We start from the raw sequence: 15189 nt of genomic DNA, 5'->3' as shown, positions 1-15189 counted from the left end.
AGGAATCTCATCCCCAGCAAAAAGCCGAGGCGAGGTTATTTGGCATTTGACAAGTGCACGCTGTTGAGTTCTCAAGGATCGGATACTCCCACCACCACCCTCTCGGGCTTCGCTGCGGGGCAACTTCCTGTTGGCCACCCGTTCCGTCTGTCGAACCGGTGCTCCCAGCCGAGAAAGCTGGACACAGTCGATGACCGCGGTCTACGGGATAGACCCTCATCCTAGACCAGAGGTCATGTTCTCTCAAGGAGAGGTTTGGGATGAGATTGTGTTCTCCACTTGAGGGGGCGAGACCTTCCGGCCTTTCGCTCTTCCCTGTGGGGCGAACAAGTAATAAGTTACGTGCGGTTCGGCGGTCGGGCAAATCACGCACGCAGCCCGGGCGTGTCGCGCGGGGGCTGTCGGGTCGGAGTCCCTGGTGACGCGCGGATTCCGCCGCTAAGGACGACGGTTTCTCATCCAGAGACGAGAAAACGCCGCCCCGCCCCGAACGGGCGAAGCGGCGTCACGGATCTCACGATCAGCCGACGAAGACTCCGGCAAGGGTCTTCTTGCCGCGCCGAAGGACGGACACTCCCCCCGGCAGACCGCCGGAGATCACAGCGGTGTCGTCGACGACCTTGACGCCGTCGACGGACACGCCGCCCTGGGAGATCGCCCGGCGCGCTTCACTCAGGCTCGCCACCAGGCCGGTGTCGATGAGCGCCTGCACGACGGTGACCGGTTCGGACACCACGGCGTGAGGCAGTTCGGACAGAGCAGAGCGGAGCGTCGCGGCATCCAATGACGAAAGATCGCCCTGCCCGAAGAGGGCTTCGGTCGCGGCGATCACCGCCGCCGTCGCTTCGACGCCGTGCACCGCGGTCGACACCTCGAGCGCGAGACGCTTCTGGGCGGCACGACGGAACGGCTCTGCCTCGACGAGGTCGGCGTACTCCTGGATCTCCTCGCGGGTCAGGAACGTGAAGACCTTCAGCCGCTCGACGACATCGGCATCCGCTGTCGACAGCCAGAACTGGTAGAAAGCGAACGGACTGGTCAGCGCCTCGTCGATCCAGATGGCGTTGCCCTCGCTCTTACCGAACTTGGTGCCGTCGCTGTTGGTGATCAGCGGAGTCCCGATGGCGTGGACGCTCACCCCCTCGACCCTGTGGATGAGGTCGGTTCCGCTCGTGAGGTTGCCCCACTGGTCGGACCCGCCCGTCTGGAGGACGCAGCCGTACTGACGGTAGAGCTCGAGGAAGTCCAGGCCCTGCAGGATCTGGTAGCTGAACTCGGTGTAGCTGATCCCCGCGTCGGAGTTCAGGCGCGCGGCGACGGCATCCTTCTTCAACATCGTGCCCACGCGGTAGTGCTTGCCGATCTCACGGAGAAAGTCGATGGCCGACAGGGGCGCCGTCCAGTCGAGGTTGTTCACCATGCGCGCGGCGTTGTCGCCGTCGAAGCTCAGGTACCGCTCGATCTGACCGCGAAGCCGATCGACCCAGTCCGCGACCGTCTCGCGGGAGTTGAGCGTGCGCTCCGCGGTCGGTCTGGGGTCGCCGATGAGGCCCGTCGAACCGCCGACCAGTCCCAGCGGCTTGTGTCCGGCGAGCTGGAGCCGGCGGAGCGTCAGCAGCTGGACGAGGTGCCCGAGGTGGAGGGACGCGGCGGTCGGGTCGAAGCCGCAGTAGTACGTCACCGGGTCGCCGGAGAGAAGCTCTCGGAGAGCCTCCTGATCGGTCGACACGTGCACCAGACCGCGCCAGACGATCTCGTCCCAGACATTGTCGAAGCTCGGATCGTTGGCGGGCGCCAGGGCTTTCGCCGCAGTGCTCAGAAGGGGTTCGGACACGCCTTTCAGGCTATCAGCGCGCCCCGACCTTCACGCGGCGGCGCCGTCGTCGTACAGGCCGATGATGTTGCCCTCCGAGTCGCGGATGTACACCCAGCGCGATGTCTTCCCCATCGGCGTGATCTCGCCGAGCTGCTCCCCGCCGCGAGCCACCGCGAGCGCAACCGTGTCCTCGATCAGATCGACGGTGAAGACGACGGTGGGATGCGGGGCGACGTCCCTGATGTGGAGGTCGCCGCCGACTCCTTTCCCATCGGGCTGCTCGAGCATGCCCATCTCATCGCCCCATGGGGTGTACCGGTAGCCGAGCACCTCCGCATAGAAGGCCTGCGCTCGCGTGATGTCGTCGACGGGGATCTCGAAATGCTCCATTTTCGCCATGCGCTCACCGTGGCCTTTCTCCTGCTCGAGGGCAAGGCCCTGTCGGATGAACACCTCTGAGACGGCCTCCACCGGCGTCGGACGCCCATGGGAGACTGACCGCATGGAACCGATGCTGCCGGGCGCGATCGCCGCCGCCGTCCTCACCATCGTGCTGTTCTCCAGCCTGTGCGCGTCGCTCATCCTGACCCTGATCTCCCACCGCAAGCCGTCGCCGTTGCCCATGGGGGTCGCCACCGGGCTCCTGGTCGTGGCCACGGTGCTCGCGGCGCTCTCCCCCGTCGAGATCCCCGCGATCTGGGGCGTCGGTGTCGCCCTCGTCGGCGTCGCGCTGGCAGTGATCGGCGGCAACCCCGCCACCCGGGTCGTCCTCGACCTCGCCACCGGTTCGCGGGTTCGGGAGACGTCCGACGGCGGGATCCTCATCGGCGCGCCCCGCGATCACACGGGCGAACGCGAGGCCCTCCTCCGCGGCGGGTCGACGATCGGCTACCTGGAGCGCATCGCGGTCGCCGTCGCGATCGTCGCGGGATATCCGGAAGCCCTTGCCGTCGTCGTCGCCATCAAGGGCATCGGACGGTTCTCCGAGCTCGCGGCCGCGGAGGCCCGGGAACGATTCATCATCGGGACCCTCGCAAGCCTCGGCTGGGCCAGCGTCGCCGGCGGGCTGGTCCGGCTCGCGATCTGGTGAGAGATCACCGCCCGCCCGAAAGCTCCCGAAGCCCCTCCACGACCGCGGCCGCACCTGCCGAGGTGAGTGCCTGCGACACGGCCGACTGGGTGATGCCCTCGGAGGCGGCGAGCTCGCGCTGCGTGCGGCCGAGGCACCGTCCGTAGACGAGACGTCGCGTCCGCTCCGACATGGCCGAGACCAGTTCGTCGCGGGCCCAGCTGTATGCGTTCGCGAAAGCCGCATCCCGCTCGTCCTCGCCCGACGCGACGATCCATGTACGGGCCCCGGGCATCGCGCGCACCTGCTTCGCGTGGAGGGTGTCGATAGCCTTGCGGGCCGCCCACCACCCCGGCCCCTCGGCGATCCCTCCAGTGGCAGAGCGGATCGACTCGATCTCCCCCAGCCCGACCCCGAAACGGATGTCGAGTCCGTCCGGCAGAGCGAGGCGCAGCAGGAGGATCACCCGAAGCGCCGACGGAAGGTCGCGGTAGACGCCCTGAAGCTCGTCGCCCACCGTCGGAGTCAGAGGACGCACGACGCCGGAGCTTTCCGCGTGGACTCTCGCGACGGCATCATCGAGGATGCGCTGCGCCTCGGCGCGGTCCCACAACTCCCGCGAGCCGATGATGTCAGCCGTGACGACGGTACTCATATCCCGAGCTTATAAGCTTTTGGCTGATTTATCTTCGAAATCAGTATTTTGCTTATAAGTGCAGCGGGGTTGATGTCGTCAGATCCCGAGGTCGCGCGCGAGCTCCTGCGTGCGAGCGACGAGCGACGCGCGCTGCTCGGTGACGCGGACCGGCGCCGTTCCCCCGACCCCCGTGCGGCTCGCCACCGAACCCTCGATGGTCAGCACCTCGCGCACCGCCGGGTCCAGGAGAGGCGACACCTCGGCGAGGAGCGCGTCGTCGGCATCCTCCAGTCCGATCGATCGCTGCTCGCATGCCTGCACCAGCGCGCCGGAGATCTCGTGCGCATCGCGGAAGGGCACGCCGCGCTTGACGAGCCATTCCGCGACATCCGTCGCGAGGGAGAAGCCCTCGGGCGCGAGCGATGCCATGCGCGCGGTGTCGAATCGCAGCGTGGCGATCATGCCCGCGAAAGCCGGGAGGAGCACCTCGAGCGTCGTGACCGAGTCGAAGACCGGCTCCTTGTCCTCCTGCAGATCGCGGTTGTACGCGAGCGGGAGCGCCTTGAGCGTGGCGAGGAGTCCCGACAGGTTGCCGATGAGACGACCAGCCTTGCCTCGCGCGAGCTCGGCGATGTCGGGGTTCTTCTTCTGAGGCATGATGCTCGACCCGGTCGAGAAACCGTCATCGAGCCGCACGAAGGAGAACTCCCGCGTGTTCCAGATGATGATGTCCTCCGCGAAGCGGGACACATCCACGCCGATCATGGCGGTCACGAAGGCGAACTCGGCCACCACGTCTCGCGCCGACGTTCCGTCGATGGAGTTCTCCGCAGGACGAGCCAGACCGAGCTCGTCGGCGACGAGCTGCGGGTCGAGGCCGAGGGTCGCGCCCGCGAGGGCGCCTCCGCCGTAGGGCGACACCGACGCGCGCGCCGTCCAATCCCGCAAGCGTTCGAGGTCGCGCACCAGCGGCCAGGCGTGCGCCTGCAGGTGGTGCGCGAGGAGGACGGGCTGGGCGTGCTGGAGGTGGGTGCGACCGGGCATGATGGCGCCGCTGTGCGCGTCGGCCTGCGCGACGATGGCATCGATGATCCGCACGAGGTCTCGGGCGATCACGCGGGCATGGTCGAGCAGGAACATCCGGACGAGCGTGGCGATCTGGTCGTTCCGGCTGCGACCGGCGCGCAGCTTTCCACCGAGTTCGGGGCCCACTTCGCGGATCAGCGCCGCCTCGAGTGCCCCGTGGACGTCCTCATCGACCTCCTGCGCGACCAGCGTGCCGTCATGGACGCCGGCTTCGAGCACCGCCAGTCCGGCATGCATCCGCGCTTCCTCGTCGGAGGTCAGATACCCCGCAGCGGCGAGCGCTCGCGTGTGCGCGTGCGACCCGGCGATGTCGTACGGCGCGAGCGCCCAGTCGAAGTGCGTCGACCGGCTGAGGGCGACGAGCTCCGGGGAAGGCCCGGAGGCGAACCGTCCGCCCCACAGGGCACCGGAATTGGTCGCTTCGCTTTTACTGTCGGTCACTGCTCCACCCTAACCGCGGCGTCCTGCCGCTCATCCGGCACGGCGCGACGCGCCGCCCAGCCCAACAGCCGCTCGAGCGGGCCCTGCCCGAGGAGCGACCCCCACGCGAAGCAGAAGACCACCACGCCGAGGACGAACCATCCGAACGGCTGCAGCTCGCGGAAGGACCAGAGGTCGGTGGTGTCGCCGAAGGCCACACCGGCGGCGATCGCCCAGACGACGATCTGTCCCGCGTATGCCGTGAGAGGCATCGCGCCCACAGCGCGCAGAGGCGTGAGCACCCAGGTTGCTCGCGTGCGGCACAGGAGGAGGCAGGCCCCGAGAACGGCGACAGCCGTCCCGGCGGAGCCGATCACCTCGATGAGGCCCCCGCTGTGCGCTTCGGCACTCCACACCGGCTCGAGGTCGCTACCCGGAAGAACGGCGCCCGTCGCCCGGATGACGATCGCGGCCATGCCCGCCGCCACCGCCGCCGCGACTCCCCCGCCGAGAAGGACTCCCTGAGTCCACACCGAGCGAAGATCGCTGCGACCGATGGCGAGGCCGAGGAGGACGAACCCGATCCAGAGGGGGAAGGGGTACGCCCACCCGGAGATGAGGAACACGACATATCCGAGATCGGTGTCCCAGAAGGTCGCGGCCTCGAGCGCCGGGAGGAACCAGGGCATGACGAGGAGGACGGCGACGGCCGATACCCAGAGGGCGCGGACGGGCAGCCGGAGAAGGGGCAGTGCGACGAGGAAGAGGATCGCGTAGGCGGGGAGGATGACGTAGACCGGTACGCCCGTCAGGATGAGTCCGACGCCGATGACCCAGAGCAGCGCGGCCCGGACGGCGATGCGTCGTCGCGCGATGCGGAGCGGGATGCCGGTCCGGGGACGCGTCCCGCCGGTCACCAGGGCGAGCGACACACCCGCGAGGACGGCGAAGAGGATCGACGACCTCCCGTTCACGAGGTCGACCCAGGTCTCCGGACGCGCGAGCTCGAGCGACTCTTCGATCGTGAGGAGATGAGCGGCGAGCATGCCGATCACGGCGAGCGCACGGGCGAGGTCGATCCCGTGCAGGCGGGCGGAGCCGTTCCAGCTCTGCCACGCCGCCGTCACTGCTGCTGGAGCAGCCACACCAGGAGCGCCTTCTGCGCGTGCAGCCTGTTCTCCGCCTCATCCCAGACCACGCTCTGCGGCCCGTCGATCACGTCGGCATCCACTTCGTAGCCGCGGTCGGCTGGAAGGCAGTGGATGAAGATCGCGTCGTCGTCCGCCCGAGCCATGAGGTCCTGGGTGACCTTGTACCCGCCGAGGTCACGCAGCCGCGCGGTCTTCTCCTCCTCCTTGCCCATCGACACCCACGTGTCGGTGACGATCACGTCGGCACCCGCGGCGGCGGCATCCGGATCGGTGAAGAGAGCGAGCGATCCGCCCGTCGCAGCGGCGATCCTCTGGGCATCGCTGACGACGTCGGCACGCGGAGCGTATCCGGCGGGTGCGGCGATCCGGACGTGCATGCCGGCCGTCACCCCGGCCAGGGCGTAGGAGTGCGACATGTTGCTGAGCCCGTCGCCGAAGAAGGTCAGGGTCAGCCCCGTGAGATCGCCCTTGTGCTCACGGATGGTGAGGAGGTCGGCGAGCAGCTGGCACGGGTGGAAGTCGTCGCTCAGCGCGTTGACGACCGGCACCCGTGTGCCGCGCGCCATCTCCTCGAGCCCGGACTGCGCGTAGGTGCGCCACACGATCGCGGCCACCTGCCGCTCGAGGACCCGCGCGGTGTCGGAGGGGGTCTCCTTGCCACCGAGCTGGCTGTTCGCGGTCGAGATGATCAGCGGGGAGCCGCCGAGATCGGCGATGCCGACGGCGAACGACACCCGGGTGCGGGTGGAGGACTTGTCGAAGATGACGGCGACCGTCTGCGGTCCCGCGAGGGGCTTCTCGCGCCAGCGGTCCTTCTTCAGCTCGAGCGCGAGATCGAGGATCTCGCTCTGCTCGGCGGGGGTCAGGTCGTCGTCGCGCAGCAGGTGGCGGGTCATGCGGAAGCCTCCGGGGTGTCATCGTGGTTCGGGTCGTCGAGCATCAGGGCGTTCTCGACGGTCGCCAGGGCCTTGGCGAACAGGGTCTGGAACTCGTCGATCTCGACGTCGCCGATCGTGAGGGCGGGCGCGAGGCGGACGGTCGAGTCGTTGGCCGCGTTGACGATCAGCCCGTGCTGCTGAGCCGCTGCGACGACGGCGCCGGCAACCGGATGCCGCAGGGCGACGCCGATCAGGAGCCCCTGCCCGCGGCATCCGCTCACGAGGGGCGAGGCGATCTCGTCGACGGCGGCACGCACCTGCGCGCCACGCTCGGCGGCGGCATCGACGAGGCCCGCCCGCTCGATCTCGTCGAGCACGGCCGAAGCGACGGCGGTCGCGAGCGGGTTGCCGCCGAAGGTCGAGCCGTGGGTGCCGGGGTAGAAGAGCTCGCTCGCCGCGCCGAAGGTGACGAGGGCGCCGATCGGGATGCCGTTGCCGATGCCCTTCGCGACGGTGATGGCGTCGGGGGTGATCCCGGTGTGCTGGAAGGCGAACCAGGCCCCGGTGCGGCCGGCGCCGGTCTGGATCTCGTCGACGATGAGCAGCGCGCCGTGACGGGCGGTGATCTCCCGCGCCGCGGCGAGGTACCCCTCGGGCAGTTCGAGGACGCCCGCCTCGCCCTTGATCGGTTCGACGAACAGCGCGGCCACACGATCGTCGATCGCAGCCTCGAGCGCCTCGACGGTCGTGTCGAGGAACTCGACGCCGGGCACCATCGGCTCGAACGGCTCCTGCATGGCGGGCTTGCCCGTGAGGGCGAGAGTCCCCATCGTGCGGCCGTGGAAGGCCTGCTTCAGCGCGAGGATCCGGGGGCGGGCCGATCCGCCGTGGAGTCTCGCGAGCTTGAAAGCGGCCTCGTTCGCCTCGGCGCCGGAGTTGCCGAAGTAGACGCGCCCCGAGGGTCCCGTGCCGGCGAGCCGCTTGAGCCGTGCCGCGAGCCCCAGTTGCGGCGGTGTCGCGAAATAGTTGGAGACGTGGCCGAGGGTCGCGGCTTGTTCTGCCACCGCCTGGACGAACACCGGGTGCGCGTGGCCGAGGGAGACGACGGCGATCCCGCCGAGGAAGTCGAGGTAGCGATTGCCCTCGTCGTCCCAGAGAGAGGAACCCTCACCGCGCACGAGGAGCGCGTACCGGTCGCCCGCGTTGAGGACGAGGTCGCGGGCGGCGTCGTCCTTCCAGCTCACTGTCGTCGGCCCGCTCACGATGCCACCACCTCTGTTCCGATTCCCTGTTGCGTGAAGAGCTCGACGAGCACCGAGTGCGGCTGACGGCCGTCGATGATCGCCGCAGTGCCGACGCCGCCGTCGACGGCATCGAGGCAGGCCTGCATCTTGGGGATCATCCCCGACTCGAGCTGCGGAAGCATTGCTCTCAGCTCGGATGCCGTCAAGTGCGACACCAGGGAGTCGCGGTTGGGCCAGTCGGCATAGAGACCGGCGACATCGGTGAGGATGACGAGCTTGGTCGCCCCGAGGGCGACGGCGAGCGCCGCCGCGGCCGCATCGGCGTTGACGTTGAGCGATTGACCGGGCTCGTCCGCGTCGGGCGCGATCGACGAGATGACGGGCACCCGATCGGCGGCGAGATGGTCGAGGACGCCCTGCGGATCGACCCCGATGACGTCACCGACGTATCCGAGCGAGTGCTCCTCGCCGTCGACGACCACCCCGCGGCGGCGGCCGCGGAAGAGGCCGGCGTCCTCACCGGAGAGGCCGGTGGCGAAAGAGCCGTGGGCGTTGATGCGCGAGACGAGCTGCGGGTTGATCTGCCCGGTGAGCACCATGCGCACGACACTGATGGCCTCGGTCGAGGTCACCCGGTAGCCGCCCTTGAACTCGCTCGAGATGTCGAGCCGGTCGAGCATGGCGGAGATCTGAGGTCCGCCACCGTGCACGACGACGGGCTTGACGCCCACGTGGTGGAGGTAGGCGATGTCCTCAGCGAACGCCGCCTGCAGTTCTTCGCTCACCATGGCGTTGCCGCCGTACTTGATGACGATGATCTGATCGCGGAAGCGCTTCAGCCACGGCAGCGATTCGACGAGGACGGCGGCCTTGCCGGCGGCTTCTTCCGGCGTGGTCTGCTGGATGTCGGTCATGACGAATAGGCGCTGTTCTCGTGGACGTAATCGTGGGTGAGGTCGTTGGTGAGGATCGTGGCGGTGGCCGTGCCGACGCGCAGATCGATCAGGATCTCGGTGCGGCGCGGCGTCAGGTCGACTTCTTCGCGGGGACGGTCGGGGCCGCCTGCCGTGCAGACGCGGACACCGTTGAAAGAGACGTCGACGTCGTACGGATCGAACTCGGCGTCGGTCGTGCCGATGGCGGCGAGCACGCGACCCCAGTTCGGGTCGTTGCCGAAGATCGCCGCCTTGAAGAGGTTGTTGCGGGCGACGGAGCGACCGACGACGACCGCGTCGTCCTCGTGGGCTGCGCCGACCACCTCGATCACGATGTCGTGGCTCGCGCCCTCGGCATCGCCCTGCAGCTGCTCCGCCAGGTCTCGACAGACCTCGGTCAGCGCGGCAGTGACGTCTTCCCGCGACGGACGGATGCCGGTGGCCCCGCTCGCGAGCAGCGTGACCTGGTCGTTGGTCGACATGCAGCCGTCGCTGTCGAGGCGGTCGAAGCTCACCCGGGTCGCCTCGCGGAGCGCTGCGTCGGCCGTGGGGGCGTCGATGTCGGCATCCGTCGTCACCACGACGAGCATCGTGGCCAGGCCGGGCGCGAGCATGCCGGCACCCTTCGCCATGCCGCCGACCGTCCAGCCGTCGCGGGTGACGACAGCGCGCTTGGGCCGCGAATCGGTCGTCATGATCGCGAGGGACGCGTCCTCTCCCCCCTCGGATGACAGCACCCCGATCGCCTTCTCGACCCCGTCGAGCACCTTGCCGCGGAATACCTCGTCACCCGTGCCGATCAGGCCGGTGGAGCAGATCAGCACGTCGCCCGCGCTGACGCCCAGGAGGTCGGCCGCCCGCTCGGCGGTCTGGTGCGTCGTCTGGAACCCGAACGATCCCGTGAAGCAGTTGGCCCCGCCGGAGTTGAGCACGACGGCCTCGACGACGCCATCGCCGATGACCTGCTGCGACCAGATGATCGGGTTGGCCTTCGCCCGGTTGCTCGTGAAGACGGCGGCGCCGACCTTGCGGGGACCGCGGTTGACGACGACGGCGACGTCGTTCGCCCCGGTCGACTTCAGACCGACCGCGACCCCGGCGGCCTCGAAACCCTGTGCAGCTGTGACGCTCACGGCGCGACTCCGTTCACACTCAGTCCTGTCGCCTCGGGAAGGCCCAGGGCGATGTTCATCGATTGGATGGCGGCACCGGCGGTGCCCTTGGTGAGGTTGTCGAGGGCCGCGACCACGACCACGCGGTTCGCCTCGCGGTCGATGGCCAGCCCCATCAGCGCCGTGTTCGCCCCGACGACGTCGGCCGTCCGCGGGAACTGACCCTCCGGCAGCAGGTGGACGAAGGTCTCGCCGGCATAAGCCGACTCCCAGGCCTCACGGATGGCGGAGTCGGTCGCGCCCGGGGCGATCGGCGCCGTCGATGTCGCGAGGATGCCGCGCGCCATGGGGACGAGCACCGGCGTGAAGGAGATGCGGACGGCATCCGCGGCGAGCCCTGGATCTGCCGCCAGGAGGGCCTGTCGGATCTCGGGGATGTGGCGGTGAGAGCCGCCCACGCCGTAGGCGCTGGCGCTGCCCATGATCTCGCTCGCGAGGAGGTTCGTCTTGAGGCTCTTGCCCGCACCCGAGGGCCCGACCGCCAGCACGGTGACGATGTCACTCGCGTCGATCACTCCGGCCGAGACGCCGGGCGCGAGGCTGAGCGAGACGGTGCTGGCGTTGCATCCCGGGGCAGCGATGCGCGCTGCTCCGACGAGCGCCGTGCGCTGCGTACCCCCGGCGACCGGAAGCTCGGGGACGCCGTATACCCACGGCTCGTGGAAGTCGCCGCCGTAGAACGTCGCCCACGCGTCGGCGGAGGTGAGCCGGTGGTCGGCGCCGGCGTCGATCACCAGCGGGGTGTCGCGCAGGGCCTCGGTGTACTGACCCGACTGCCCGTGCGGAAGCGCGAGGAAGACGACATCGTGGCCCGCGAGGACCTCGGGAGTCGTGTCCTGCAACGTGAGGCTCGCGAGGGAACGGAGGTGCGGCTGATGGTCGATCAACGGCTGCCCGGCATTCGAGTGCGCCGTCACGGTGCGGATCTCGACATCGGGATGGGAAGCGAGCAGGCGGAGGATCTCGCCACCTGCGTAGCCGGAAGCGCCGGAGACGGCGACCGAGATGGTCATGGGTTCAACCTTATTGTCTGGGAGAAAGGGGCCGGAGACGGCGACACCTGCGGCTCGACCCGCAGGAGAACGGGGAGCGCGAGGGGTCGCCTAGCTTCGGCGGGAGCCCAGACGTCGGCGCGCACCGCGAACCGCCGAAGCGGAGTCGATGAGGGCCGAGGACATGATGCGAGGGTATCGGCCCCGCCGACGGGACGCCAAATCGCGACGGGCCGTCAGCGCCCACTCACGGCACCGCTCACCGTGGGAAGGAGGCGATGCGGAGGAGGAGATCGGGTCCGCGCCGGTCGAGCAGTCTCCCGCCGACGATGACCCCGATGACGGCGACCGCTCCCCCGACGATCACCCCGGTCGCCAGCGACGACCACGCCCAGACCGCGCCGCCTGTGGTCATCCAGATGCCGGCCAGAACGAGGGCGGGCAGGGAGAGGGCCATCACGGCGCCCCAGGCGACGAAGACCAGGGCTCCCGTGAGGGCGTTCTGACCGGGAACACTCTTGAACGGACTGTCACCCGCCGCGGCGACCGGCGTCACGATCAGCGCCGACGAGACCGCGCACACGCCGTACCCGGCGAGGAGGAGTGCGAGCGACGCGCCGAGGACGGCCGGCAACCGGGTCGCCTCTCCCGGGACGACGGCGCTCACGACAGCGAGCACGATCACGAGCGGGATGCCGATGGATGCGGCGCCCAGGGTGCGGCCGAGACGATCGGAGCGGCCCGGCGCTCCCGCAGCGACGACCGTGCCGAACGCCGTGCCGTCATAGGAGATGTCGGCGTACCCGGCGATGGACAGCACGAGCGCGGCGACGACGGGGGCGATCGCGAATCCGAATCCCTCCACTCCCCCGAGAACGAGGAAGAGGACGGGGAAGATCGGGATGACGATGAGCTGTCGCAGATAGCGGGGATCGCGCAGCCACCCGGTGAGCGACCGGGCCCAGGTCGCCCCGACGGGGCCGGTCGGCATCCGTCCGAAAAGGCCCAGCGCGCCGGGGGCAACCGACCGGGAGGCGGAGCGGCGTGGCGACGTCGCGGCGACCTCGAGCACCCGGCCCCACGAGAACCACAGGAGCGCTGCCGTGACGAGCGCGATGGCGGCGGACGCGACTGCGCCGATCACGTCGCCTGCGGCGACGGCGGGCGCGATGTACCAGGGAGCGCCGAGAGGCGTCCAGCGGAGCACGTCCACCGCGACGTCGAGGCGAGCGACTCCGCCGGCGAGCACGCTCAGCACGCCGGTGATGAGGGGGCCCGCGAAGATGACGAGCACGAGGACCACGGTGCCGACGACCTCCCGACCCCGGCGGTTGCCCCCGAGCCCGCCCGCCAGCTCGCCCGTCAGACGGGAGGCGAGCACGCAGACGACGGCGCCGAGGAGTCCCGCAGGAAGCGCCACTGCGGCGGCGGCGGGCTCACGGAGCCAGAGCAGAAGGGACGAGAGCGCGACGAGGATCGTGATGATGCCCGGGATGCCGGTGAGGCCCACGGCGGCGAGCGCAGTCATCACCTGGAGGCGCGTCAGCGGGAAGGGGGCGAGCCGGGTGGCGTCGACCGTGCTCTCCATGCCGGCGACGAGGATGGGGCCGAGCACCCACCCGAGGATGAGGGCCGATCCGCCGAGGACCGCCACCGTCGTCGCGACGGTCTGGTCGCCGAAGAGCCCAACGGCGATGAGGCCTGCGATCACGGACGCCAGTGCGCCGAGGCCCCAGAGGCTCCCGATGATGAAGCCGACCAGCTGCCACGGACGCCGCGAGAGCGCGTTCCCCAGGGCGCGGTACCGCAGCTTCAGGACTGTCGCAACCACTGCGGTCCTTCCGACTGGTGACGTCCGCCGACGAGTGAGACGAAACGGTTCTGAAGGCTCTCGCCCGCGCGGACCTCATCCACGGTGCCCGCGGCCAGGACCCTCCCGGACGCGATCACGGCGACGTGGTCGCACATCCGCTGCACGAGGTCCATCGAGTGGCTCGACACGATGACCGTTCCGCCCGACGCGGTGTAGCTGCGGAGGACGTCTTCGATGTTCGCGGCCGACACCGGGTCGACGGACTCGAAGGGCTCGTCGAGCACGAGCAGACGCGGGGCGTGCACGAGCGCGCACGCGAGCGCGACCTTCTTCGTCATCCCCGCGGAGTAGTCCGCCACCATGGTCCCCGCGGCGCCGCGGAGGTCCATGAGGTCGAGCAGGTCGGACACCCGCGGGGCGATGTCCGCCCGCGGCAGCCCGAACATCATCGCGGTGTACGTGATCAGCTGCTCGCCGGTGAGCCGGTCGAACAGCCGCACGCCGTCGGCCAGGTTGCCGATCATGCGCTTGGCCTCGACCGGCTGCCGCCACACGTCGACGCCGTGGATCCACGCGCCGCCCCCGTCGGGGCGCAGGAGGCCCGTCGCCATCGAGAGCGTCGTCGTCTTGCCCGCGCCGTTCGGGCCCACGAGCCCGTAGAACGAGCCGGACGGGACGATCAGATCGATGCCGGCGACGGCGAGGTTCGCGCCGAACTGCTTGACCAGTCCGGACAGGTGCAGAGCGGGGGCGGTCTCGTTTCCGGTCACGTCCGCGAGCCTAACGAACGCCCGCGTCCGATGCGCAGGTGCGCATGTCGGGCGGTGCTGACAGGGTGGAGGGATGCTGCGCACCCTCGCCGTCTCCGGATATCGATCGCTCCGCGACGTGGTGGTTCCGCTCAGCGACCTCACGGTCGTGACCGGCCCGAACGGCTCGGGGAAGTCCAACCTCTACCGGGCCCTGCGGTTGCTGGCCTCCGCCGCGCGGGGCGACCTCGTCGGCGCCGTGGCCCGTGAGGGAGGCCTTCCCTCGCTCCTGTGGGCGGGGCCGGAGGACGGCGGCGGTGAAGGGACCGTCCGCCGAAACCCGATCGCGGTGCAGTTGGGCTTCGCGTCGGACGAACTGGGGTACCTCGTCGACCTCGGGATCCCTCAGATCTCGCAGGAGAGCGTGTTCGCCCGCGACCCCGAGATCAAGCGGGAACAGGTCTTCGCCGGCTCGTTCGCCAAACCCGCGACCCTGCTGATCGACCGGCTCCGCACCCAGACCCGTGTCCGCGACGGCGCGTGGGTCTCCCTCGACCAGAAGCTCGCGCCCTTCGAGAGCATCATCACCGATCTCGCCGAGGGCGACACGGCGCCCGAGCTGCTGGGACTCCGCCGCATCATGAACGGCTGGCGGTTCTACGACCACTTCCGAGTGGATGCCGACGCCCCCGCACGGCGACCGCAGGTCGGGACCCGGTCGCCCCTCCTCGCCCACGACGGCTCCAACCTCGCTGCCGTATGGGCGACGGTCGTCGACGCCGGTTTCGGCCACCAGCTCGATCGGGCGGTGGACGAGGCCTTCCCCGGCACGCGGGTGAGGGTCGAGGCATCCGATGGCGTCCTGCGTCTGACCGTCGCCCAACCGGGGCTCCTGCGACCACTCGATGCCGCGGAGCTCTCCGACGGCACGCTCCGTTACCTGCTCCTCTGCGCCGCGCTGCTCCCGGCGCGGCCCGCGCCGCTCACGGTGCTGAACGAACCCGAGTCGAGCCTCCACACGAGCCTGCTCGGCCCTTTGGCGAACCTCGTCCGCGCGGCATCCGAGCAGAGTCAAGTGATCCTGGTGTCGCACGCGGCCGAACTCGTCGACGCGATCCCGGATGCCGCCCGGGTCTCACTCGAGCGCCACACCGACGGCACGGTGATAAAGGGCCAGGGGCTGCTGGACGTCCCGCCGTGGAACTGGGGCAAGCGCTGAGAGCTCGG

General features: G+C 69.6%; 14 protein-coding genes. 2 read left to right on the top strand and 12 right to left on the bottom strand.

The window, feature by feature from the left end:
* Nucleotides 1-520: 520 nt before the first annotated feature.
* Nucleotides 521-1834: a tyrosine--tRNA ligase gene (tyrS, locus tag ACJJV7_RS03975; RefSeq protein ID WP_405372621.1), complete on the bottom strand. Its 1314-nt coding sequence runs from the start codon at nucleotides 1832-1834 to the stop codon at nucleotides 521-523.
* 30 nt (nucleotides 1835-1864) lie between these two features.
* Nucleotides 1865-2215, bottom strand: coding sequence for a VOC family protein (locus ACJJV7_RS03970; protein ID WP_405372620.1), 351 nt, complete (start codon nucleotides 2213-2215; stop codon nucleotides 1865-1867).
* Between the two features lie 103 nt (nucleotides 2216-2318).
* On the opposite strand from ACJJV7_RS03970, the gene ACJJV7_RS03965 reads away from it, so the two are divergent.
* Complete coding sequence (locus ACJJV7_RS03965) at nucleotides 2319-2906, top strand: hypothetical protein (RefSeq protein ID WP_405372619.1); 588 nt, start codon at nucleotides 2319-2321, stop codon at nucleotides 2904-2906.
* Between the two features lie 4 nt (nucleotides 2907-2910).
* Here the strand turns inward: ACJJV7_RS03965 and ACJJV7_RS03960 are convergent, their stop codons facing one another.
* From ACJJV7_RS03960 to ACJJV7_RS03915, 10 genes are all read right to left on the bottom strand, one after another.
* Entirely contained in the window at nucleotides 2911-3540 is a 630-nt protein-coding gene (locus ACJJV7_RS03960; protein ID WP_405372618.1) for a SatD family protein, read from the bottom strand.
* A gap of 78 nt (nucleotides 3541-3618) precedes the next feature.
* Nucleotides 3619-5049 (bottom strand): argininosuccinate lyase, encoded by a 1431-nt coding sequence (gene argH, locus ACJJV7_RS03955; RefSeq protein ID WP_405372617.1) that lies wholly within the window; start codon nucleotides 5047-5049, stop codon nucleotides 3619-3621.
* Complete coding sequence (locus ACJJV7_RS03950) at nucleotides 5046-6173, bottom strand: heparan-alpha-glucosaminide N-acetyltransferase domain-containing protein (protein ID WP_405372616.1); 1128 nt, start codon at nucleotides 6171-6173, stop codon at nucleotides 5046-5048. Before ACJJV7_RS03950 ends, argH begins: the two co-directional genes overlap by 4 nt.
* Nucleotides 6152-7075 (bottom strand): ornithine carbamoyltransferase, encoded by a 924-nt coding sequence (gene argF, locus ACJJV7_RS03945; RefSeq protein WP_405372615.1) that lies wholly within the window; start codon nucleotides 7073-7075, stop codon nucleotides 6152-6154. The genes ACJJV7_RS03950 and argF overlap by 22 nt, the downstream gene beginning before the upstream one ends.
* Nucleotides 7072-8319 (bottom strand): acetylornithine transaminase, encoded by a 1248-nt coding sequence (locus tag ACJJV7_RS03940; RefSeq protein ID WP_405372614.1) that lies wholly within the window; start codon nucleotides 8317-8319, stop codon nucleotides 7072-7074. The genes argF and ACJJV7_RS03940 overlap by 4 nt, the downstream gene beginning before the upstream one ends.
* Nucleotides 8316-9215: an acetylglutamate kinase gene (argB, locus tag ACJJV7_RS03935; protein WP_405372613.1), complete on the bottom strand. Its 900-nt coding sequence runs from the start codon at nucleotides 9213-9215 to the stop codon at nucleotides 8316-8318. The genes ACJJV7_RS03940 and argB overlap by 4 nt, the downstream gene beginning before the upstream one ends.
* On the bottom strand, nucleotides 9212-10369 hold the full coding sequence (gene argJ / locus ACJJV7_RS03930) for a bifunctional glutamate N-acetyltransferase/amino-acid acetyltransferase ArgJ (protein ID WP_405372612.1): 1158 nt from the start codon (nucleotides 10367-10369) through the stop codon (nucleotides 9212-9214). The genes argB and argJ overlap by 4 nt, the downstream gene beginning before the upstream one ends.
* A complete protein-coding gene (gene argC / locus ACJJV7_RS03925) occupies nucleotides 10366-11421 on the bottom strand; it encodes an N-acetyl-gamma-glutamyl-phosphate reductase (RefSeq protein ID WP_405372611.1) in 1056 nt (351 codons plus the stop codon). The genes argJ and argC overlap by 4 nt, the downstream gene beginning before the upstream one ends.
* A 238-nt stretch (nucleotides 11422-11659) precedes the next feature.
* Nucleotides 11660-13231, bottom strand: coding sequence for a hypothetical protein (locus ACJJV7_RS03920; protein WP_405372610.1), 1572 nt, complete (start codon nucleotides 13229-13231; stop codon nucleotides 11660-11662).
* The gene (locus tag ACJJV7_RS03915) at nucleotides 13213-13983 is read right to left on the bottom strand and encodes an ABC transporter ATP-binding protein (protein ID WP_405372609.1); all 771 of its coding nucleotides are present in this window, start codon (nucleotides 13981-13983) and stop codon (nucleotides 13213-13215) included. The genes ACJJV7_RS03920 and ACJJV7_RS03915 overlap by 19 nt, the downstream gene beginning before the upstream one ends.
* A 73-nt stretch (nucleotides 13984-14056) precedes the next feature.
* Here ACJJV7_RS03915 and ACJJV7_RS03910 point away from each other — a divergent pair, with 73 nt between their 5' ends.
* Nucleotides 14057-15181, top strand: a complete 1125-nt coding sequence (locus ACJJV7_RS03910; RefSeq protein WP_405372608.1) for an AAA family ATPase — start codon at nucleotides 14057-14059, stop codon at nucleotides 15179-15181.
* Nucleotides 15182-15189 lie beyond the last annotated feature (8 nt).

The sequence above is a fragment of the Microbacterium sp. Ld4 genome (assembly GCF_045066555.1).
Classification (GTDB): domain Bacteria; phylum Actinomycetota; class Actinomycetes; order Actinomycetales; family Microbacteriaceae; genus Microbacterium.
Note: the sequence above shows the minus strand (reverse complement) of the source record. Positions and strands in the feature narration are given on the sequence as shown.

Coding starts and splice junctions, on each gene's coding strand:
- argF (WP_405372615.1), bottom strand. CDS start 7,075: ATGACCCGCCACCTGCTGCGCGACGACGACCTGACCCCCGCCGAGCAG.
- ACJJV7_RS03965 (WP_405372619.1), top strand. CDS start 2,319: ATGGAACCGATGCTGCCGGGCGCGATCGCCGCCGCCGTCCTCACCATC.
- ACJJV7_RS03910 (WP_405372608.1), top strand. CDS start 14,057: ATGCTGCGCACCCTCGCCGTCTCCGGATATCGATCGCTCCGCGACGTG.
- ACJJV7_RS03960 (WP_405372618.1), bottom strand. CDS start 3,540: ATGAGTACCGTCGTCACGGCTGACATCATCGGCTCGCGGGAGTTGTGG.
- argB (WP_405372613.1), bottom strand. CDS start 9,215: ATGACCGACATCCAGCAGACCACGCCGGAAGAAGCCGCCGGCAAGGCC.
- ACJJV7_RS03970 (WP_405372620.1), bottom strand. CDS start 2,215: ATGGCGAAAATGGAGCATTTCGAGATCCCCGTCGACGACATCACGCGA.
- argC (WP_405372611.1), bottom strand. CDS start 11,421: ATGACCATCTCGGTCGCCGTCTCCGGCGCTTCCGGCTACGCAGGTGGC.